The sequence below is a fragment of the Streptomyces sp. NBC_01363 genome, assembly GCF_026340595.1.
Lineage (GTDB): Bacteria > Actinomycetota > Actinomycetes > Streptomycetales > Streptomycetaceae > Streptomyces.
This window is the reverse complement of record NZ_JAPEPF010000001.1, coordinates 4,662,778-4,684,950: the sequence shown is the minus strand read 5'-3', so window position 1 is coordinate 4,684,950 and position 22,173 is coordinate 4,662,778. Positions and strand designations below refer to the sequence as shown.

The following is a 22,173-nucleotide window of genomic DNA, read 5'->3' as shown; positions in this document are numbered from 1 at the left end:
CAGACACACCCGACGACATCACGTACAACTTCGTCCAACCGAGGTGGAAATCATGGCAACCAACCCGTTCGAGGACTCCCAGGGCCGCTATGTAGTGCTGGCCAACGAAGAGGGTCAGTATTCGCTGTGGCCGGCCCGGATCCAGCAGCCGGCGGGCTGGGAACTGGTGAAGGACGAGGGCAGCAAGCAGGAGTGCGGCGAATTCATCGAGGCGAACTGGACCGATATGCGACCGCGTTCGGTGGTTGCGGCGATGGGTGGCTGAACCCATCGGTCGTCCCGATCCGGAAGGGCGGGTGCGAGGCGCAGCACGCGCCCCGCACCCGCCCTTTTCCGTACAGCGACCGGCACCGGTTCCCGTACCCCGGACATGCGAAAGGCTCCTGGCGGACATGGGTGGTCTCGGTCGTGAACCCATGTCCGCCAGGAGCCGATGGTGCGGGCGGTCAGTCCTGGACGCCGCGTACGCACCACTCCAGGACCGCCGCGGCGGCAGTCATCTTGTGGTGGGCCTGCCGCCAGGCCCGGCTCGACGGGCCGTCGAGGACCTCGTCGGTGACCTCCTCGCCGCGGACCGCGGGCAGGTCGTGCAGGAAGACGGTGCGCGGGCCGGCGAAACGGTCCAGGAACGCACGGTTGATCTGGAAGCCGTCGAAGTCCCGGAGCCAGTCGGGGTTGTCCTTCGTCACCCCCATGGTCTGCCACCGGCTGGTGTACACCGCGTCCACCGGCCCCTCGACCGCGTCGGCCGTCACTACCTGGCTCACCAGGGCCTTGCCGCCACTGAGTTCGTCCGCCAGGTCCAGGGTCTCCTTGGGCACCTCGTAGCCCGCCGGGCACAGCAGGGTGAGGCGCAGGCCGGGGGTGAGGGCCGCGGCGAGCGCGAGGGCCGCGCCCGAGCTGTTGCCCTCGCCGACGGCGAGCAGGTGCAGGCCGTCGAGCGAGCCGAACTCCTCCGCCAGGGTGGCGAGATCGGCGATGGCCTGGGTCGGGTGCTCGTCCAGGCTCAGGGCGTTGACGACGGCCAGGTCCTCGCTGCTGCCGAGTCGGCGGATCTCCTCCACGTCCCCGTTGGTGCGTACGACGAGCGCGTCCAGGTACTGCCCGAGCACCCGGGCGGTGTCCTCGACCGTCTCGCCGGTGGTGAGCTGCAGTTCGTTCGGACCGAAGGTGATCACATCGGCGCCGAGGCGGGTCGCCCCGCTCCAGAAGGATGTACGGGTCCGGGTCGAGGACTTGCGGAAGTAGAGACCGACCTGGCGTCCGGCCAGCGGCTTCGGCACGATGCCGTCGCGGCCGAACGTGACGGCGCGCCGGACGAGGTGGTCCAGCTCGGCGGGCGTCAGGTCGGCCAGGGAGATCAGGTTGCGCATGGGTGAGGTGCCTTTCACGAGGACGAGGACGGGGTCGGGCTGCGGAACGGGGAACGAGAGGCCCCGGGTGGCGCGAGAGCCTGTCCTGCGGAGCAGGGTCGGACAGGCCCGAGGGGGCGGGAGGGGCACGGAGGAAGGCGCGGGGCGGCCTCGGACGGGACGCGCGCGGGGCTTCCCCGGCGTCCCGGCGGGGCGGTCCTCATTCGGTCAGTGCGACGGCGAGAGCGGCGGGCCGTGTCTCCTGCTCCGCGTCGAGGACCGCGCGGACCAGATTGAGCACGGTGAAGCCCACCGGGTCGCCCGCCGTGGTGGGGAGCCGGCGGATCAGGCCGCGGACCAGCAGGGCATGCACATCACGGGCGGTCTCGGCCAGGGAGGTGCCGCAGGCACGCGCGGCGCCGTCCACCGTCCACGGGTCCTCCAGCGTCGCCAGCGTGCGGAGCAGAGCGGCGGACTGCGGGTCGAGCCCGGTCACGGCGGCGGTGAGCCGCTCGCCCAAGGTGGGGCCGGCGGCGGGATCGGCGGGCGTGACCCCGTCGAGCAGGACCAGCGGTGTGGTGCGGGCGATGTCCAGGAGCTGCTGCGGGGAGTACAGCAGCAGCCATGAGGCGGCGGCTTCCAGCGCCTGCGGCATGCCGTCCAGGGCCCGGCAGATGTGGGCCACGGTGGTGACGACGGAGTCGGTGGGGAGGAAATCGGGTCGCATATAACTGACATGGGAGAGCGTCAGCTCGACGGCGTGCCGGTCCGCGACGAGGGAGCCGCCCACCGGCTCGGCGGCGAGATCGGCGGCGGTCGGCACCGCCAGTGGAGCCAGCGGGAGCAGCCGTCCACCGGGCAGCTGGACCGGACGATCGGTGGTGGTGAGTATTTTCAGGCGCTCGCAGGCACGCAGCAGACTCAACAGGCGAGGGGTGACAGATGGTGACGCATCGTGACCATCCAGCACGATCAAGGTCGCCTTGGACCCTATGAGCGCGGCCAGTTCCTCGAATTCCTCGCCGTCCCGGACGAGTGCGCGCACCCACCCGGTCACGGTCGCCTGCGGATTGTTGGGGTCCGTTCCGGTGGTCTCCGCGGTGTCGTTGAGGGAGACCCACAGCACCGGAACCCGGTCCCGGGCGTGAATCACCGAGGCGGCCTCCTGGGCGAGCCGCGACTTCCCCACTCCCGGCAGACCCACCAGGGTCAGCAGCCGCTCGTGATCCGTGCGCAACCGGGCTGTCAGCGCTTCCAGTTCCGGGCGCCGCCCGATCAGCGGGCGCAGCGGAGGGGGCGGTGTGGCGAGGCCGGTTCCGTAGATGTCCTGGAAGACGCGCCCTGCGGCCTTTGCATCGACGGCGAGTTCCAGCTCGACGCGCCGCGCGTCGCTGAGCCTCATGGCATTGGCGAGGAGCTTCAGCGTTTCCCTGCGCGGGTGCTGGACCCGACCCAGTTCCAGGTCTCGAATGGCTCGGACGCTCACCGTGGAAAGCCCGGCGAGCTGTTCCTGAGTGAGTCCCGCCCGCCGGCGCGCATTCTGCAGCAGAACGTCGAGCCCGGGTGCGGGCTGGGAATTCATCATTGTCTCCTCGGTCTCCACATGCTCAGAAAACGCAATGGCCGGTTACCCGACCGCCCAGGACTGTCCGGAACGCATGGCCCGGTCCGGGATCTTTCCGGTCCGCTCACGCTCCGTACGCTCCGTACTCCCCGTGGCAGCGAAGGCCTGCCGTCGATGAACAGACTCCATCGAGCCATTCCCGAACTCTTCCCGGTGCAGTACCGCGAGTTCCTTCTGCAAGGGCTACGATCGCCTCGCGCTGGTGAAGCGCTGCGGGTGCGCAGAGCTGAGGGGGAGGATGCGTGTCAACTGCAGAAGAGTTTCGGCTGCGCTTCAACATTCTTGGCCCGATAGAGGGTTGGTCCAACGGGACGCGACTCCGGTTGGGCGGTGTCATACAGGAGCGAGTTCTGGCCACTCTGCTTCTGGAGCCCGGAAAAGTGCTTCCGGTTTCCCGGCTGGTCGAGGCGGCCTGGGACGAGGAACCGCCGACGACCGCACCGCACCAAGTGCGCAAGGCAGTTGCCGATCTCCGAAGACGGATACCCGGCGGTGCCGACGTCCTCGTCACCGACGGGCCCGGCTATCGCGTAGCCCAGGAACAATGTGAAATCGACGTGGCCGAATTTGGCCTACTGATACGCAAAGCGAAGCTCGCGGCGTCCGATGGCCGGACGGCCGAAGCCGCCGAGATATTGCGCGGCGCCCTCGCACTCTGGCGCGGACCTGTTCTGTCGGGCGGCGGCGGTCCGGTCATCGAGGCCGCGTCGACCTCCATCGAGGAGCGCCGGCTGACCGCGGCGGAACAGCTCTTCGAACTCCACCTCGCACTCGGCGAGGCCGCCGAACTCGTCGTCGAACTGCGGGAACTGGTCCAGCAGCACCCCTTGCGCGAGTCCCTGCGCGGCCAGTTGATGATCGCCCTGTACCGGTCCGGGCGGCAGGCCGAGGCCCTGGACGAGTACGGCAAGGTGCGCGAGCTCCTCTCCGAGGAACTCGGCATCGACCCCGGCCCCAATCTGACCAAGCTGTACGAGGGAATCCTGCGGGAGAGCCCCGAACTGGCCGGCCCCGAGCCGGCCGCCGCCCCCGTCGTCGCCGTGGCGCTGCCCGCCGAACCCCCCAGCACCCTCCCGTACGACCTCGCGGACTTCACCGGCCGGGACCGGGAACTGGCCGAAATCCTGCACGGCGCCAAGAGCGGCGGCGAGCAGGGCCCCCAGATCGTGGCCATCGACGGCATGGGCGGCTGCGGCAAGACCTCGCTCGCGGTGCGGGCCGCGCACCGGCTCGCCCCGGACTACCCGGACGGTCAGCTCCACATCGACCTGCGCGGATACACTCCGGGCGACCAGCCGGTGACCGCCGGCATCGCGCTCGACACTCTGCTGCGGGCCGTCGGCGTGCCGGGCAATCTCATCCCCGACGACGCGCCCGCCCGCACGGCCCTGTGGCGTGCCACCCTGGTCGGCAAGCGGCTGCTGATCCTCATCGACAACGCTGCCGACGCCGCCGCCATCCGCCCGCTGCTGCCCCTCTCCCCCGGCTGCCTCGTCATGGTCACCAGCCGGGCCCGTCTGGTCGATCTGGACGGCGCTCAGTGGATCTCGATCGGGGTGATGCCGCCCGAGGACAGCGCGATGCTGGTGGCCGAGACGCTCGGTGCCGAGCGCGTCGCCGCCGAGCCCGAGGCGGCCGTGGAACTCGCCCGGCTCTGCGGCCACCTCCCCCTCGCGCTGCGGATCGCCACCGCCCGGCTGCGCAACCGCCCGCGCTGGACGCTCCAGTACCTGGCGGAACGGCTGCGCGACGAGACCCGCAGGCTCGACGAGCTCAGCTCGGGCGCCCGCAGCGTCTCCGCCACCCTGCGCCTGTCCTACCAGGCCCTGGACGAGGAGTGCCGGAACGCGTTCTCGACGCTGGCCCTGCACCCGGGCAGCGACATGGACGTCCACGTGGCCGGTGCGCTGCTGGGCTCCTCCGCCCGGGACGCGGAGGACCTGCTGGAGATGCTGCTCGACGTCCACCTCGTGCAGCAGCCGGAGATCGGCCTCTACACCTTCCACGACCTGGTCCGCAGCTTCGCGCAGAGCCTGCTCGTCGAGTCCCCCGAGGACTCCGGGGCGGTGGAGCGGCTGCTGGGCTACTACCTGACCGCCACCGAGGTGGCGTGCGACCTCCTCTACTCCGGGCGGCGCAGGCGCAGCACCGGTATCGAACCCTCCGCGGCCGAACTGCCGGACCTCGGCACGCCCGAGCGGGCGCGGAAGTGGTTCCAGCGCGAGCAGACGTCGCTCCTCGCGGCCGTCACGCTCGCCGAGCGCCGGGGTCACGACCGCTATGTGGTGTGCCTGGCCCGCAATCTCGTCTTCCAGCTCAACGACCTCGGTCTCCTGGAGGAGTTCGGCGAGCTGAGCCGGGTCGCGGTCGCCGCCGCCAACCGCCTGGAGGATCTGGCACTGCTGGGGGTGAGCCTGTCCAACCTGGGCGTCGCCTGCTGGAAACTCGGCCGTCTTTCCGAGGGCCTCGAAGCCGCCCGCAAGAGCCGGGACGTCGCGATCCGGCTCGGCGACCTGCACACCCAGGCCCACAGCGAGAGTGTCCTCGGCCAGTTCAACAGTCTGCTCGGCGACTTCTCCGCGGCCCTGGGCCACATGGAGACGGCGATCGCGCATGAACGCGACCTGGACATGCCGCGCGCGGAGGCCGAGAGCCTGACCATCCTCAGCACACTCTACGAACAGTGGGGACGGTACGAGGAGGCGCGGGACGCGGCCCAGCGGTCGGCCGAACTGAGCCGGCAGCTGGGGCAGCACGAGGGGTTGCCCGGCGCCGTCACCGACCTCGCCTTCGCCCACGTCGGCCTGGGCGCGTACGAGGAGGCCGACCGCTGCCTGACGGAGGCCCGCGCACTGTACGGGGACGCCGGCAACGAGGCGAACCTCGCCCTGACCCTGGCGTTGTCTGCCGATGTGGAGAACCGACTGGGAAGGCCGCCCCGCGTCCCGGACCAGGCGGAGCTCGCCCTCGACATGATGCGGACGAACTCCTCGCCCCTGCGCCGGGCCAAGGTGGAGAACGTGGTGGGCCGGCTGCGCCGCCGGCAGGGCGACGCGGCGGCGGCGCTCGCGCTGCACACCCACGCCCATGAACTCGCCTCGTCCCTCGGCTACCGCATCGAGCAGGCCTACGCGCTCGCGGGAATGGCCGACGTCCTCGGGGACACACCGGACTCGGCCCGGTACCGGGCGGAGGCCGAGCAGTTCTTCACCGAGATGGACGTACCGGCGGATCACCGGCGCAGCTGACGCCCGCCCGCCGGCGCCGTCCCCGGAGCAGCCCGCGCGCACGGCAGCCGCCCGGCCGGGGCCGCCGCCCCGGGACGGACAGCGACGAGCCCCGCACCGTGACTCCGGTGCGGGGCTCGTGTGTCGAGGCGGTGGGATCACATGGCGGGGGACGTCGGGCCCTTGTCGTCGTCGGTGCCCTGCGTACCGATCACGGTCGGACCCTTGTCGTCGGTGATCGTCCGGGCGACGATCGTCGGGCCCTTGTCGTCGGCGAGCACGTGGGTGCCGATGACCGTCGGGCCCTTGTCGTCGGCGAGCACGTGGGTGCCGATGACCGTCGGCCCCTTGTCGTCGGCGAGCACGTGGGTGCCGATGACCGTCGGCCCCTTGTCGTCGGCGAGCACGTGGGTGCCGATGACCGTCGGCCCCTTGTCGTCGGCGACAACCTGCTGAACACCCCGGGAGTCGTGCGACTGCCCCACCTCGACGGCCGTGCCGATACCGAAGGCCAGCGTCGCCGCGATGATCCCGAAGAGTCCAGCAAGCTTGCGTCCCATGTCCCGCCCCTAAGTGGTGTTTGTGAGGTTCTGCGGTGTTCCGCTTCCCGACACCACTGATGTTGCTGATCGGCGTTCCCGGTCCGTTCCTGCCCCGATACCGCCGGGGGGAACTGCCGCGGGAACGGACCGGCAACGGCTATTCCACGTCGAGCTGACAGGCGGCGACCCGGGGCCCGAGGGGGGTGAGCACCACACGCGTACGGGCCGTTCCCGACTCGTGGCCGGCCAGGTCGAGCAGCGATCTCACGAGGGAACGGAGCACCGCGCGCTCCGTCTCGTCCAGGACCGCCGGACCGGCACCGTTCCCGGGCGGCCACTCCACGATCCCGGCCACCGTGTGCATGCCGTTCTCGGTTCTGGTCTCGACGCTCAGCTGGGGCCCCTCCAAGGACTCCGGCGCGGTGTAGGGATGGGACTGAACACCGGACGCCACACGCTCGGCCCACCGTTCCACGGTGGACAGGTCCTGGAGGGCCTGGCGCAGTTCCGTCCCGTCGGGCGAACGATCCCTGGGGTCCTTCACGGAGTACTCCTTCTGCAGACAACTACAGAACGACCCTTGCCCTCCCTGCTCCCGGTTCCCTCCCGAACCGTTCCCGCTTTCTTCCCGTTCCCGCGTTCGCTAAGGGAACGCAGCGGTAATCGACGGCCGCATGATGGCCCCGTTCCACTCAGACAGGGATCCGTGGTGATCCGCAGAGGATGCGACATCCTGGGGGATTGAGGCGTGGCAACCAAACCATTCGTCGGCTCGGGCACGATGTGCCGGCTGCCGGTGCACAAGGGATCCGGATCCTGATGGGCACCCGGATATCAACGGACATTCCCGGTCGTTTTTCGGGAATGGGGCCCTTTCTCCTCGTCTGGTCCGGTCAGGCGGTATCCCTGGCAGGAAGCGCGGCGGTCCGGTTCGCCTTCATCGTCGAGGTGTGGTCGTCCGGCGGGAACGCGACCGCCGTCACCATCCTCTCGCTGTGCGCCATGCTGCCGCAGGCCGTGTTCAGTCCCATTGCGGGCGCAATCGTCGACCGTATACCCAAGCGCACCGCGCTCCAGATAGCCGATGCCGGCGGGCTCCTCGTGGTGGGCACGCTGGCGCTGCTCCACTACCTCGGCGCCTTCCACGCCTGGCAGGTCTATCCGGCCGCCGTACTGCTCGGCGTCTGCGCCGCCTTCCAGTTCCCGGCCCTGTCCTCGGCCGTTCCCCTCCTGGTCCGCAAGGACCAACTGGACCGCACCAACGGCCTGCTGGCAGGTGCGAAGAGTGCCGCCGGGATCGGCGGCCCCGCGCTGGGCGGTCTGCTCGTCACGCTCTTCGGGATCGGCCCGACGCTCCTGGTCGACCTGGCCAGCTACGCGTTCGCCCTCATCGGCATCCGGATCGTGCGCTTCAACGGCGACCGGGTGACGAAGGACGCCGCCGCGCCGCGCAAGCGGATCACCGCCGATGCCGTCGAGGGGCTGCGCTACCTGTTCCGGGTGCCCAGCCTGCGCGACCTGATCGTCAACTTCTGTGTCGTCAACCTCGTCATGGTCTTCGGCTTCGCCCTCATCTCGCCGATGGTGCTGATGCGGGCCGGCAACGGCGCACTCGCCGCGGTCAACACCTCGGTCGGTATCGGCGGAGTGGCCGGCGCCCTGCTGATGGCGGCCTGGGGCGGTCCCGCGAACCGGGGCCGGGGCATGATGCTCGGCGTGGTCGGCATGTGCCTGTCCGCCCTGGTGGTGATGAGCCTGGTGGACGGGGTGACCGGCTGGTGCCTGGCCATCCTGGTCGGCGCCCTGCTCATGACGGTGGTCAACGCCTCGATGCAGACGATCGTGCAGACCAAGGTCCCCCACGAATGGCAGGGCCGGGTCTTCGGCGCGGTGATGTTCCTGTCGCAGATCTCCGTGCCCGTCGCCATGGCGGTCTCCGGACCGCTCGCCGACCATGTCTTCGAACCGCTGGCCGCCCGGGGCTCCGGGCTCTTCACCGTGCTCGGTCCCCTCGTCGGCGACGGTCCGGGCAGCGGCATGGCGGCCATGTTGCTCCTCGCCGGCATCGGCGGGACCGGGGTCGCCCTCTGGGGACTCGCCAGCCGCTCGATCCGGGACATCGACACCCTGCTGCCCGACCTCGACGCGCCGCAGGAGCCCGTCGAGCAGAGCGGCGGGCAAGGAGGTGAGCGGGATGAGGTGCGTGCATGAACTGTTCGAGGAGCAGGTGGCACGGACGCCCGGCGCGACAGCGCTGATCCACGGCGGCGAACGGATCGACTACGCCGGACTCGACGCGCAGGCGGCCCGGTTGGCGGGTCTGCTGGCCGCACGGGGCATCCGGGCCGGCGACACGGTCGGGGTGTACCTGGAGCGCTCCACCGCACTCGTCGTGACGGTGCTCGGCATCCTCAAGGCCGGAGCCGGCTACGTGATGCTGGACCCCGGCTTCCCCGCCGAACGGCTGCGCGCGATGGCCGAGGACGCGAGGACGGCCGTGGTCGTCTCGGCCCGGGACGCCGCGCCCGGGATGCTCGACGTGGCACAGGTGCACATCGAGGACGCGCACGGGGCGCAGCCGCTGCCGCGCGGCGCCGTCCCGGTCCGGCCCGACGACATCGCCTGCGTGATGTTCACCTCCGGCTCGACCGGGCGGCCGAAGGGCATCGCCTCGTCGCACCACGCAATCACGTCCACCCTCACCGGGCAGACCTTCGCGTCGTTCGGCCACGGCGCGGTCTGGCTCCAGTGCGCCCCGCTGTCGTGGGACGCGTTCGCCCTGGAGCTGTGGGGGCCGCTCATGAACGGCGGGACCTGCGTCCTGCACCCGGGGCAGCGGCCCGAACCCTTCGTGATGGCACGGCTCGTCGCCGAGCACGGCATCACCTCCCTGTACCTTTCGGCATCCCTCTTCAACGTCATCGTCGACGAGTACCCGCAGGTGATGGACGGACTGCGGGAACTCGTGGTGGGCGGCGAGGCCCTGTCCGCGCCGCACGCGGCCCGCGCCCTGGAGCGCAGTCCGCGGCTGCGGCTGAGCAACGGCTACGGGCCCGTCGAGTGCATGATCTTCCTGACCGTCCATCCGGTGACCCGCGCCGAGCTCGGCGCGGGTCCGGTGCCGATCGGCCGTCCGCTGGCGGGGAAGCGGCTGTACATCCTCGACGAGGACCTCCGTCCGGTACCGGACGGCCGCACCGGGGAGATCTACGCCGCCGGGGCGGGCGTCGCCCGCGAGTACCGGGGACGGCCCGCGCTGACCGCCGAACGCTTCGTCGCGGCCCCGTCCGGTGAGCGTGTCTACCGCACCGGCGACCTCGGGCGACGGCGTGCCGACGGAGTCCTCGAATACCTGGGCCGGGCCGACAGCCAGGTGAAGATCCGGGGCTTCCGGGTGGAGCCGGGTGAGGTCGAGAGCGTTCTGGCCCGGCACCCCGGCATCGACCGGGCGGCGGTCGTCGCCCATGAGCACCCGGCGGGCGACCGCCAGCTGACCGCGTACGTCGTACCGCACGGCGGCGCCCGGCAGAACTTCCGGGAAGCGGAGTTGCGCGCCTACGCCCGCGACGCGCTGGCCGACTACCTGGTACCGGCGGTCTTCCTGCCGCTGGACGCGCTGCCGCTGACCCCCAGCGGAAAGCTGGACCGGGCCGCCCTGCCGGAGCCCGGATCCGCGACGGCCCTCGCGGGACCGGCGGCGGTGAGCGGCACCGTGGCCGCGCTGTGCGACCTCTTCTCCCAGGTGCTGCGCACGGAGCCGGTCGGCCCGGACGACGACTTCTTCTCCCTCGGCGGCCATTCCCTGCTCGCCGCCCGGCTGCTGGGCCGGATCCACTCCGCGCTCGGCGCCGAGATCGACATCCGCGGGCTCTTCGAGGCGCCCACCCCGGCACTGCTGGCCCCGCTCGTCGACGCCGCTCCCCCGGCACCCCCCGTGGCCCCCGCCGCGCCCGGCGCCGCCTCCGGCGCGCTCCCGGTGTCGCACGCGCAGCACCGGCTGTGGTTCCTGGACCGGATCGGGGCCGGCGCCGCGTACAACCTGCCGATGCTGGTCCGGCTGCGGGGCACGGTCGACCCGGCCGCGCTGGACGACGCCCTGGCCCGGGTCGCCGACCGTCACGAAGTGCTCCGCACCGTCTTCGAGGAGTCCGACGGCGCCCCCGTACGACGGGTGCTGAGCGGGGCGGCCGTCCGGCCTCCCTTCCGTCATCTGCGGCTCGCCGATGAGGCGTTGGACCGGGAAATCGGGCGGGAGGCCCGCCACCGCTTCGACCTGCGTGCCGAACTCCCGGTACGGGCAACGCTGTTCACCAGCCAGGAGCGGCCGGACGAGCACGCGCTGCTGGTGCTGGTCCACCACATCGCCGGGGACGGGTGGTCCCTGCGGCCGCTCTTCCGTGATCTGTCACGCGCCTACGAGGCACGGGTCCGTGGTGCGGACCCGGCCGGACTCGCCCCGCTCGCCGTCCCGTACGGGGAGCACGCCCGTCACCAGCTCGACCGGCTCGGCTCACCGTCCGATGCGCACGCGCTCGCCGCCCGCCAGCTCACGTACTGGCGCAAGGAGCTGGACGGGCTGCCGGCCGAGGGTCCGCTGCTGCCCCGCCGCGCCGGGCGCCCCGCCGTACCCGGTCCGGCCGCGCAGGTCGTGGTGTGCCGGCTCGACGCGGCGGCCCACGCCCGGGTGGCCGACTCGGCCCGTGCCCGGGGCGCCACGCTCTTCATGGCCCTGCACGCCGCGCTGGCCACCGTGCTGGTACGGGCCGGCGCGGACGAGGACCTGGCGATCGGCGCACCGGTGGCCGGACGCGCCGGGGACGGCAGCGTCGAGGACGTCGTCGGGTTCTTCGTCAACATGCTGGTGCTGCGCACCGATCTCTCCGGCGACCCCACCGCGGCCGAAGTGCTCGCCCGGGTGCGGGAGACGGACCTCGCCGCGTTCGGCCACCAGGACGTGCCGTTCGAGGACGTGGTCGGCTCCCTCAACCCGGCGCGCTCCCCCGGCCGGCAGCCGTTCACCGACGTGGTCCTGGCGCTCCAGAACAACGCGCGGGCCGAGGTCACGCTGCCCGGTGCCGAGCACGGCGTCGAGATCGTGCGCACCGGCGCCGCCCGGTTCGAACTCCTGGTGGACGTCACGGACTCCACCTCGGAGCTGGGCGCACCGGACGGGCTGACGCTGACGTTCGAGTACCGCGGGGAGGCGCTGGAGGCGGACTTCGTCCAGTGGCTCGCCCACGCCCTCCCCGAGGCCCTGGAGGCGGCCGCGTCCGCCCCCGACACGCCCTTGTCACGGCTGGGTCTCACCGAGCCGCCCCGGCGGGCCGGCGAGAGCGACCGGATCGCGGCACCGGCCCGCCCCCGAGGCACCGCGGAGCGCCCGATGACCGCTCTGGAACAGGAAATCGCCGCCGTGTGGTGCGAGGTCCTCGGTGTGCCGAGCGCCGGCCCGGACGACGACTTCTTCGCACTCGGCGGCAACTCCCTGCGCGCGGTGCGCGCCGTGGCCCGGCTCGGCGCCGGCCGGCCGGTGACCGTGGCCCAGCTGTTCGCCGCGCCCACGGTCGCCGCCTTCGCCGCCGAGCTGGAACGGGCGGTCGCCCGGCCCGAGCCGGACGCCGCGTCCCCCATCCCGCGCCGCCCCCGGGTACCGCGCCGTCCGCAAACCCAGACCCAGCCCAGCAGGAAGCAGGAGGAGTGGCAGTGGACCTCAGTGTGATGTTCTTCGGTGCGGACAGCACCACCGCCGGCGAGGCCCGGCACACCGAGACGTACGAGGACATCCTCGCCGTGGCCAGGACCGCCGACCGGCTCGGGTTCCACGCCGTCTGGACCCCCGAGCGCCACTTCCAGCAGGTGGGACAGGTCTTCCCCAGCCCGCCGGTACTCAGCGCGGCACTCGCCGTCGCCACCGAACGGATCGGGATCCGCGCGGGCAGCGTCGTCCTGCCGCTGCACCACCCGCTGCGGGTGGCGGAGGACTGGGCCGTCGTGGACAACCTCTCGCACGGGCGGGTGGGTCTGTCCGTCGCCACCGGTTGGCATTCCAAGGACTTCACGCTGGCCCCCGAGCAGTACGCGGACCGCCGGCAATCCGCCCTGGAGACCGTCCCGCGGCTGCGGTCGTTGTGGGCGGGCGAGCCCGCCGAGTACCCCGACGGCACGGGCACCCCGGCCTCCGTCACGCCCCAGCCCCGGCCCGTGCAGGACACCCTGCCGCTGTGGATCACCACCTCCGGCAACCCGGAGACCTGGGAGGCGGCCGGACGGCTGCGTGCCGGAGTGCTCGGCGCGACCGTCGGGCAGAGCCGGGACGAGCTGGCCGAGAAGATCGCCCGCTACCGCACCGCCTGCGCCGCCGCCCCCGACCAGCGGGGCACCGACGCACACGGCCGGGTCACGCTGATGGCCCACACCTACGTCGGCACCGACGACGCGGAGGTCCGCCGGATGGCGGGCGCCCCGCTCAAGACCTATCTCGCCTCGTACGTCCGCCAGACCGCGGCCAACCGTTCCGCGGACGCCACGACCGCGGGACTCACCGAGGAACAGACCGCGATGCTCGCCGACTTCGCGTTCGAGCGCTATCTGAGCTGGGGCAGCCTGCTCGGCTCCCCCGGCCACTGCGCCAAGATGCTCGCCGATCTGGCCGAGCTGGGCGTCGACGAGATCGCCTGCTTCATCGACTTCGGCATCGGACGCGACGACGTACTGGCCGGGCTGCACCGGTTGGCCGAACTGAAAGAGAACCTGTGATGAGCGCCCCCACCTTTTCGCGCCCCGTCCCGGGTGCGGCGTCCCCTTCTTCCATGGCCGACCGGTTCGGCGCACTCGGCAGGGAGCAGCGGGTCCGCCTGATGCGTCGTCTGCTGGAGGCGGGACGGGCCCGCGAGATACCCGCCGTCATACCGCCGCGCGACCCGGCCCGCCGGGTGCCGCTGAGCCCCGCACAGCACGACCTGTGGGTGTACGACTCGCTGTATCCCGGTACCCCCGCGCTCAACCTGTGCGCCGCCTACCACTTCGAGCGGGCCGTCGACCCGGCGCATCTGGAGGCGTCGCTGACGCTGATCCAGCGTCACCACGACATCCTGCGGACCCGGATCGTGACGGACCCGTCGGGCGAGCTGCATGTCGAGTTCGGCGACGACGGGACCTTCGATCTGGAGCGCGAGGATCTGCGGGGCACCGGCAGGACGATCGACGAGGCCTTCGAAACCTTCCGCAGCCGTCCCTTCGACCTCGGCCGGGACAAACTGATCCGGGCCCGGTTCGTCCAGGTCGACGAACGACGTTCCACCCTGATGCTGAGTCTGCACCACACCATCAGCGACTGGTGGTCGTTCGACGTGCTGCAGAACGAGTTCGCGCAGGCGTACGGCGCCCTGCGCGACGGCCTGGAGCCGCCCCTCACCCGGCCGGCCGTCCAGTACGCCGACTTCTCCTCCTGGCAGAGCGAGTTGGAAGAGTCCGGGGTCTTCGCCAGCCGGCTCGACTTCTGGCGGCGCTATCTCACCGACCCGCCCGGCCCGCTCACCGTGCCGGGCTCCACCGCCTCCGTCACCGAGGGCGACGGCATCGCGCAGGTCCCCTTCCACATCGACGCGCCGACCACCGCCGCCGTGCGGGCCCTGGCCCGGGAGCGCGGTGCCTCCGTCTACGTCGTCCTCATGGCCGCCTTCGCCGTCCTGGCGCACCGGGTCAGCGGCGCCGACGACCTGGTGATCGGCACCCCCATCGCCAACCGCGCGGCCAAGGGCCTGGACCAGGTCATCGGGTACGTCATGAATGCCGTGCCGACCCGCTGGAACGTGACTCCGGAGCGGTCCTTCGCCGACGTGCTCGCCGGGTTCGCCGTCGATTTCCCGGATCTGATGGCCAACTCGGACGTGCCGGTCGGCCGGATCGTGTCGGCCGCCGCGCCCGAGCGCAGCGCGGGCCGGGCCCCGCTGTACCAGTGGGTGTTCATGCACCTGACGCAGCAGCCGAGCGTCTCGGTGATGAAGGAGTTCGCGGAGCCCGAGCGCATCCACACCGGCGGCGAGCACGACCTCGTCGGCGTGGTGAAGGACAGCGGTGACGGCATGGAGGGCAGCTTCGGGCTGCGCACCGATGTCTTCGGCCCCGCGACGGTGGCCCGCTGGACGCAGTGCTACGTCGAGCTCCTGCGGCAGATCACCGCCGACCCCACCGCGCTCGTCGGGGACATCGACCTGGTGCCCCCGGCCATGCGCGATCAGCTGCTCGCCGGATCCGCCGGGCCCACCGCCCCCGCCCCCCTCACGCTGCCCGAGCTGGTGGCCCGGCAGGCGGTCCGCACACCGGACGCACCGGCCGTCGAGTCCCCGGGACAGACCCTGAGCTACGCCCGGCTCGACGACCGGGTGGCCCGGTTGGCGGGCAGGCTGGTGCAACTCGGGGCCGGCCCCGGGCGGGTCGTGGCCCTCGCCCTCGCCCGCGGCAGTGACTGGCCGGTGGCGGCGCTGGCCGTCCAGCGCGCCGGCGCCGCCTATCTGCCCCTCGACCCCGCCCACCCGGCCGAGCGGATCCGCCGGGTCCTGGCCGAGGCCGCGCCCGTGCTCCTCGTCACCGAGCCGGGCGCCACGCCCCTGGAGACAGGTCTCCCGGTCCTGGTCCTCGACGAGGACGCCTGGGCCGGGGAACCGCTGCCGCCGGGTGGCCCGGAACCCTTCGATGCCGCCCACGTCATCCACACCTCCGGCTCCACAGGCACCCCGAAGGGCGTGGTGGTCACCCATGCCGGGGTGGCCGCGCTCACCCGGACCCTGGTGGACGGCATCGGGCTGGACGCCGACAGCCGGGTGCTCCAGCTCGGGCCGCCCTCGTTCGACATCTCCGTCGGCGAGTTGTGCCTGGCCTTCGGCTCGGGCGGAACCCTGGTGCTGCCGCCCCCGGGTCCGCTCGTGGGCGAGGCCCTCGGGACGGTTCTGACCGAGCGGCGGATCTCCTGCGCGTTCGTCCCGCCGTCCGTGCTCGCGACCGTACCGGCCGGACCGCATCCGGATCTGCGTGCCCTCGTCGTCGGCGCGGAGGCCTGCCCGCCGGAGCTGGTGGCCCGCTGGGCCGCCGCGGGGCGACGCTTCCACAACGCCTACGGGCCCACCGAGTCGACCGTCGTCTCCACCGTCTCCGGGCCGCTGGAAGCCGACGGCACGGTGCCGCCCATCGGCACACCGGTGGCGGGCACCATCGCCTATGTCCTCGACGAGCGGCTCCGGCCGGTGCCGGCCGGCGCAGGCGGTGAGCTGTACCTGGCGGGTGCCGCGCTCGCCCGTGGCTACCTGGGACGTGCCGCGCTCACCGCCGAGCGGTTCGTCGCCGACCCCTACGGTCCGCCCGGCAGCCGCATGTACCGCACCGGCGACCTCGCCCACCGCGACGACAGCGGCAGCACGTACTACCTCGGGCGCGGCGACGAGCAGGTGAAGCTGCGCGGGCTGCGGATCGAACCGGGTGAGATCGCCGCCGCGCTCGCCGAACACCCCACCGTGGAACGGGCGGTGGCCGTCGTACGGCACGACCGGGGCGACAGCGCGCAGCTCGTCGCGTACGCGGTGCCCGCGCCGGGAGCGGAGATCGACGAGGACGCGCTGCTCCTGCACGCCTCCGGGCGCCTGCCCGCGGCCATGGTCCCGGCCGCCGTGGTGGCCCTGGACGCGCTGCCGTTGTCGTCCCACGGCAAGCTGGACCGGGCCGCCCTGCCCGCGCCCGCCGCACGGACCGCCGACACCGTCCGGCTCCCCGGTTCGGCGCGCGAGGAGATCCTCTGCGGGCTCTTCGCCGAGCTGCTGGGCCTCGAACAGGCCGGTGCCGACGACGACTTCTTCCGGCTCGGCGGCGACAGCATCATGGCGATCCAGCTCGCCGCACGGGCGCGGGCGGCCGGACTCGTGCTCTCGCCGCACGACGTGTTCACCGTACGCACCCCGGCCCGGCTGGCCGTGCTGGCCCGTACGCCCGATGTCGACGCCCCGGCGCAGGAGGACACCGGGACCGGGCGGCTGCCCCTCACCCCGGTGATGCACTGGTGGCGCGAACAGGTCCGGGACACCGCCACGTTCACCCAGTCCATGCTGTTCCCGCTGGCGCCCGGCACCGGACTCGCGGCGATCGAGGAGGCCGTCTCCGTACTGGTCGAGCGGCACGCCGCGCTGCGGATGCGCCTGGTGCGCGAGGACGACACCGGCTGGGAGCTCCAGGTGCCCGAGGAGAGCGCGCCCGCCGACGCGGCGGCCGTCCGGGTGGCCGTGCCTGCGGACACCGATCTCCACTCCCGGGCGACGGAACTGGCCCGCACCATCACCCTCCGGCCCGAGCACGGCGAGATGGTGCGGGCGGTGTGGCTCGATCCCGGCCCCGGCCGTCCCGGCGCCCTGCTGCTGACCGTGCATCACCTGGCCGTGGACGGTTTCTCCTGGCGGGTGCTCGGGGAAGAGCTCGCCGCGGCGCTGGACCACCGCTCCGAGGGCGACGCCGCACCCGCGAAGACCGCCTCGTTCACCCGGTGGTCCCGGCTGCTGTCCCAGGAGGCCGGGCTGCGGCTCGACGAACTCCCCTGGTGGAAGCGGCAGCTGGCGGACGACACCGCCCGTCTCGCCGACGGCCGGGGTGCGGACGGACAGCGGGAGACCCTCACCTTCGACCTGGACCCCGGGCTCACCCGCAGTGTGCTCCTCACCCTGCCGGGCACCTTCAACTGCCGTCCCGACGCGGTGATGCTGACCGCCCTGACCGCGGCGGCCGTCCAGCGGCGGGGCACCGGATCCGCGCTCCTCGTCCACCTGGAGGGCCATGGGCGCGAGGTCGTCTCCGCCCAGGTCGATGTGTCCGGCACCGTCGGCTGGTTCACCACGCAGTACCCGGTCCGCCTGGACATCGGTGCCGCGTCGGTGGCGCCCGGCGGTCAGCCGGGAGAGGCCCTGAAGTGCGTCAAGGAGCAGCTGCGGGCGGTGCCCTCGGGCGGGCTCGGCTGGGGCCTGCTGCGCTACCTCAACCCGGAGACCGGCCCGGCACTCGCCGCGCTCCCGGTGCCCGATGTCCGCTTCAACTATCTGGGGCGGTTCGGCGCGGGCGACGCGGCGGGCGGGCGGCTGCTGGAGCCCGGCCCGGACGCCGTGCCGCTGGCGCACACCCTGGAGGTGGACGTGCTGGCCCGCGAGGAGAACGGCGAGCCCGTTCTGGAGGCGAGTTTCTCCTACCCGTCCGGGGTGTTCACCGAGGACGAGGTACGCGCACTGGCCGGGGCGTGGTCCGAGGCGCTCGGCGTCCTCGCGGACACGTGCGGACCGGACGGCGGAGCCGTCCACGCCCCGTCCGACTTCCCACTCGTGGACCTCACCGGTGACCAGCTCGAACTGCTCGGGCAGGACATGGACTTCGGCGATCTCGACGCCGGCTTCGACGGTGCCGGCTCCGCCGACGACGCAGGGGAGCGACGATGAACGCGCGCATCGCGGACGTGCTGCCGCTCTCCCCGCTCCAGGAGGGCCTGCTCTTCCACGCCGCCCGGCAGACCGACGGCCCGGACCCCTATCTGGTGCAGGCCCGTTTCCTGATCGGCCCCGCGATCACCGGGGCAGCGGTACGGGCCGCGGTCACCGCGCTCCTGGACCGGCATCCCAATCTGCGCGCCTGCTTCCGCCACGAGCGCCTGGACCGGCCGGTCCAGGTCGTGCCGAAGGCGGTCCGGGTGCCGTGGACCGAGGTGGACCTGACGGGTCTCGCCCCGGACGAGGTGCGGGTGCGCACCGACGAGGTGCTGCGCGAGGACGCGGCGCTCCGCTTCGACGTGGCCCGCCCGCCCCTGGTCCGTGCCACGTTCCTGCGGCACGACACCGGTGCCGAGCTGATCGTGTCCTTCCACCACATCCTGCTGGACGGCTGGTCGATGCCGGTCGTCGAGCGGGACCTCGCCGCCCTCGTGGCGGGCCGGCCGCTGCCGCCCGCCGCGCCCTACCGGGACTACCTGGTGTGGCTGGGCGGTCAGGACCGGAACAAGGCCGAAGCCGCGTGGGGCGAGTCGCTGGAGGGTCTGGAACGGCCCGCGCTGCTGGCCCCTGCCGGACCGGACACGGCGCCCGACCGTTCGAGGCTGTGGCTGACCGCCGGCCTCACCGAGACGCTGGTCCGGCGGGCCGCCGCGGCGGGCGTCACCCTCAACACCCTGGTGCAGGTCTCCTGGGCCCTGGTCCTGGCCCGGCTGACGGGCTCCCGTGACCTGGTCTTCGGCGCGGTCGTCTCGGGGCGACCGCACGACCTGCCCGGTGTCGAGTCCATGGTGGGGCTGTTCATCAACACCCTGCCGGTACGGGTGCGGCTGCGGGACGGCGAGCGGGTGGAGGAGCTGCTCCGCCGGATCCAGGACGAGCAGTCCCGGCTGCTGGAGCACCACCACGCCCGCGCCGCCGAGGTGCAGCGCGCCGTGGGGGCCGGCGAGCTCTTCGACTCGATCATCGCCTTCGAGAACTTCCCGCGGGGTTCCGGGAGCGACGACGACCCCGGCACCGTGCGCCTGGCGAAGGTGTCGGACGCGACGCACTACCCGGTCACGATCGCGGCGGTCGCCGAGGACCGGCTGCTGCTGTCCGTGAGCTGCCGCCGGGGCATCTCCGCCACCGCGGTCGCCGAGCGCCTGGCGCACGTACTGGAGCAGCTGGCCCGCTCGCCGCGGACACCGGTGGAGGACATCGACGCCCTGCCCGAGTCGGAGCGGCACCGCCTGCTGGCCCTGGCCGACGGCCCGACCCGCGCCCCCGCCGCGCCCGCCACCCCGACCGGGCGATTCGCCGCCCAGGTGGCCCGTACCCCGGACGCGCCGGCCGTCGACACGGACGGCGAGACCCTCAGCTACGCAGGGCTCGACGCCGCGTCGGACCGGCTGGCCGGCCGCCTCGTCCGGGCCGGTGTGGCGCCGGGGCACACCGTCGCCCTGCTGCTGCCCCGTTCGGCCTCCATGGTCGTGGCCCAGCTCGCGGTCCTCAAGGCGGGGGCCTGCTGGCTCCCCCTCGACCCGGCGCACCCGGCGGAGCGGCTGGCCCGGCTGATGTCCGCGGCAGCACCCTCCCTGGTCCTCACCGCGGGGACGGATCCGGCCGCCGCCCGGCTGCCCGCCGGTACCGCGGTGCTGGACGTCGCCGAGGAATCCGGGTCCGTGTCCGCCTCCTTCGACGGTGTCCCCGCCGATCCCGGGGCCGCCGCCTGCGTGATCTACACCTCCGGCTCCACCGGAGAGCCCAAGGGGGTGGTGGTCCCGCAGCGGGCGATCACCGAACTCGCCACCGACGGCCGCTTCGCGGGCGGTGCCCACGACCGGGTGCTGCTGCACAACCCGTACACGTTCGACGCCTCGACCTACGAGGTGTGGGTTCCGCTCCTGAACGGCGGGACCGTGGTGGTCGCCCCCTCCGAAGCGGTCACCCCCGACCTGCTGGAGCGGGTGGTCCAGGAACGGCGGGTCACCGGGCTCATGCTCACACCCGAACTGCTGCGCACCGTCGCGGAGATCGCGCCCGGCGCGCTGTCCGGGCTCCGCGAGGTGTGGTCCGGCGGCGACGTCCTCGCGCCCGACACCGTGCGCCGGATCCGGGAGCACTGCCCGGACACGGTGGTCGTCAACGGCTACGGCCCCACCGAGACGACGGTCTTCGCCACCGCGCACACCGCGTCCGGGGAACCGGCGGGGCACCCGGGCGCCGTTCCCATCGGGCGTCCCCTGGACAACACCCGCGCCCATGTCCTGGACGTCCGGCTGCGCCCCGTCCCGGCGGGCGCCACCGGTGAGCTCTACATCGGCGGCAGCGGGCTCGCCCAGGGCTACCTCGGGCGGCCGGTTCCCACCGCGGAGCGGTTCGTCGCCGATCCGTACGGACCGCCGGGCAGCCGCATGTACCGCACCGGGGACCTGGCCCGCTGGACGCCGGACGGTGTGCTGGAGTTCGCGGGCCGGGCCGACGACCAGGTCAAGGTGCGTGGTTTCCGCGTGGAGCCCGCCGAGGTCGAGGCCTCGCTGGCGGGCTGCCCCGGCGTGGCGCGGGCCGTGGTCGGCGCCCGGCCGGACGCGGCGGGCGGCAAGCTGCTGGCCGCCTGGCTGGTGCCGGCTCAGGACGCGGACCGGGAGGAGCAGTGGCACCGGACCCTCGCCCGGGTGCGGGCGCACGCCGCCGAGCAGTTGCCCGCGCACCTGGTGCCGTCGCTGTGGGTCCGCATCGACGAGGTGCCGCTCACCCGCCACGGCAAGGTCGACCGGGCCGCGCTCCCCGACCCCGGACCCGGCGGGGAAGCGGCGGCCGACCGGGCACCGCGCACTCCGCGCGAGCGGGAACTGTGTGCCCTGTTCGGCACGGTGCTCGGTGTCCCCGCGGTCGGGCCCGACACCGACTTCTTCCTGGCGGGCGGCCATTCACTGACCGCGCTGCGCCTGAAGTCGAAGATCGAGACGGTCCTCGGCGTACGGATCCCGGTCTCCGCCCTGTTCGACGCGCCGACCCCGGCCGCTCTGGCCGCCCGGCTCGACGCCCCACCGTCCACGAACGGCCCCGCTCCCCGGACACCGCTGCGCGCCGCTCCCGGACGCCCGTCGTCCGCGACGGCGCCGGAGGAGCCGCACCACAACAGCCTGGAGCCGGTGCTCACCCTGCGGACCGGTGGCAACCGCACCCCGCTCATCTGTGTGCACCCGGGGCTCGGTCTCGGCTGGTCGTACGTGAACCTGCTGCCGCACCTGGACCCGGCCCGCCCCGTGCACACCCTGCAGAGCCCGGCGCTGCTGAGCGGCGTCGGCCGACTCCCGCCCACCATGGGTGAGATGGCGGACCTGTATCTGCGGAGTGTGCGTGCACTCCAGCCGCACGGACCGTATCTGCTGCTCGGCCGGTCCTTCGGCGGTCCGCTCGCCCACGAGCTGGCGGTGCGGCTGCGCCGGGCCGGCGAGGAGGTCGGGATGCTCGCCGTGGTGGACGCCATGCCGATGCCGGACGAGATCAGGCGCACGCCGCCGGACCCCGCGGCCGTCGAGGACGAGATGCTGCGCATCCTGCTCCACTCCCATGCCCCGGGGCTGTCGTTGCCGTCCGGCCCGCTGGAGCGGACCGAGGTGTTCTCCCTGGCCCGCGACGGGGCCTTCGACGGCCTTTCCCCCGCCCGTCTGCACAACCTCGTCGACGCCGGGGCGCACCACACCGGGCTCGTACGGGAATGGCGCCCGTCCCGCTACGACGGCCGGACGACGCTCTTCTCCGCGACGCACGACGACTGGCCGACCACGGCCGAGAAGACCGAGGCCTGGCAGCGCGTGACCGCCGCGCTCGACGTGCACGAACTGGACTGCGGTCACAGCGACGTACTCACTCCGGGCCCGGCGGCCGAGATCGCCGCGGTCCTCGAATCCGCCCTCCGAGGGGACTGAAACC

11 protein-coding genes are annotated in these 22,173 nt (G+C 72.8%); 7 read left to right on the top strand and 4 right to left on the bottom strand.

All coding sequences use genetic code 11. The features are described 5' to 3' along the window. Window positions 1-52 precede the first annotated feature (52 nt). Window positions 53-265 (top strand): MbtH family NRPS accessory protein, encoded by a 213-nt coding sequence (locus OG611_RS21305; protein WP_093549323.1) that lies wholly within the window; start codon window positions 53-55, stop codon window positions 263-265. Window positions 266-446: 181 nt separating this feature from the next. On the opposite strand, the gene OG611_RS21300 is transcribed toward OG611_RS21305, so the two are convergent. Both OG611_RS21300 and OG611_RS21295 read right to left on the bottom strand, forming a co-directional pair. Further along, window positions 447-1,373, bottom strand: a complete 927-nt coding sequence (locus OG611_RS21300) for an ornithine carbamoyltransferase (protein WP_266422471.1) — start codon at window positions 1,371-1,373, stop codon at window positions 447-449. Window positions 1,374-1,572: 199 nt separating this feature from the next. Then, entirely contained in the window at window positions 1,573-2,937 is a 1,365-nt protein-coding gene (locus OG611_RS21295) for a helix-turn-helix domain-containing protein (protein WP_266422470.1), read from the bottom strand. Between the two features lie 419 nt (window positions 2,938-3,356). On the opposite strand from OG611_RS21295, the gene OG611_RS21290 reads away from it, so the two are divergent. Next, a complete protein-coding gene (locus OG611_RS21290; protein WP_266422468.1) occupies window positions 3,357-6,224 on the top strand; it encodes a BTAD domain-containing putative transcriptional regulator in 2,868 nt (955 codons plus the stop codon). A gap of 137 nt (window positions 6,225-6,361) precedes the next feature. Here the strand turns inward: OG611_RS21290 and OG611_RS21285 are convergent, their stop codons facing one another. Beyond that, the gene (locus OG611_RS21285) at window positions 6,362-6,763 is read right to left on the bottom strand and encodes a hypothetical protein (RefSeq protein WP_266422466.1); all 402 of its coding nucleotides are present in this window, start codon (window positions 6,761-6,763) and stop codon (window positions 6,362-6,364) included. A gap of 139 nt (window positions 6,764-6,902) precedes the next feature. Further along, window positions 6,903-7,289 (bottom strand): hypothetical protein, encoded by a 387-nt coding sequence (locus tag OG611_RS21280; protein WP_266422464.1) that lies wholly within the window; start codon window positions 7,287-7,289, stop codon window positions 6,903-6,905. Window positions 7,290-7,609: 320 nt separating this feature from the next. Here OG611_RS21280 and OG611_RS21275 point away from each other — a divergent pair, with 320 nt between their 5' ends. Genes OG611_RS21275 through OG611_RS21255 form a run of 5 tightly spaced genes read left to right on the top strand, consistent with a single transcriptional unit; the run spans window position 7,610 to window position 22,169 of the window. Beyond that, a complete protein-coding gene (locus OG611_RS21275) occupies window positions 7,610-8,956 on the top strand; it encodes an MFS transporter (protein WP_266422462.1) in 1,347 nt (448 codons plus the stop codon). After that, window positions 8,940-12,464, top strand: a complete 3,525-nt coding sequence (locus OG611_RS21270; protein WP_266422460.1) for an amino acid adenylation domain-containing protein — start codon at window positions 8,940-8,942, stop codon at window positions 12,462-12,464. The genes OG611_RS21275 and OG611_RS21270 overlap by 17 nt, the downstream gene beginning before the upstream one ends. Continuing rightward, entirely contained in the window at window positions 12,449-13,501 is a 1,053-nt protein-coding gene (locus OG611_RS21265) for a MupA/Atu3671 family FMN-dependent luciferase-like monooxygenase (RefSeq protein ID WP_266422459.1), read from the top strand. The genes OG611_RS21270 and OG611_RS21265 overlap by 16 nt, the downstream gene beginning before the upstream one ends. Before the next feature lie 53 nt (window positions 13,502-13,554). Beyond that, window positions 13,555-18,207 (top strand): non-ribosomal peptide synthetase, encoded by a 4,653-nt coding sequence (locus tag OG611_RS21260; RefSeq protein ID WP_266422457.1) that lies wholly within the window; start codon window positions 13,555-13,557, stop codon window positions 18,205-18,207. After that, the gene (locus OG611_RS21255; RefSeq protein ID WP_266422456.1) at window positions 18,204-22,169 is read left to right on the top strand and encodes an amino acid adenylation domain-containing protein; all 3,966 of its coding nucleotides are present in this window, start codon (window positions 18,204-18,206) and stop codon (window positions 22,167-22,169) included. Before OG611_RS21260 ends, OG611_RS21255 begins: the two co-directional genes overlap by 4 nt. The last annotated feature ends 4 nt before the right edge of the window (window positions 22,170-22,173 follow it).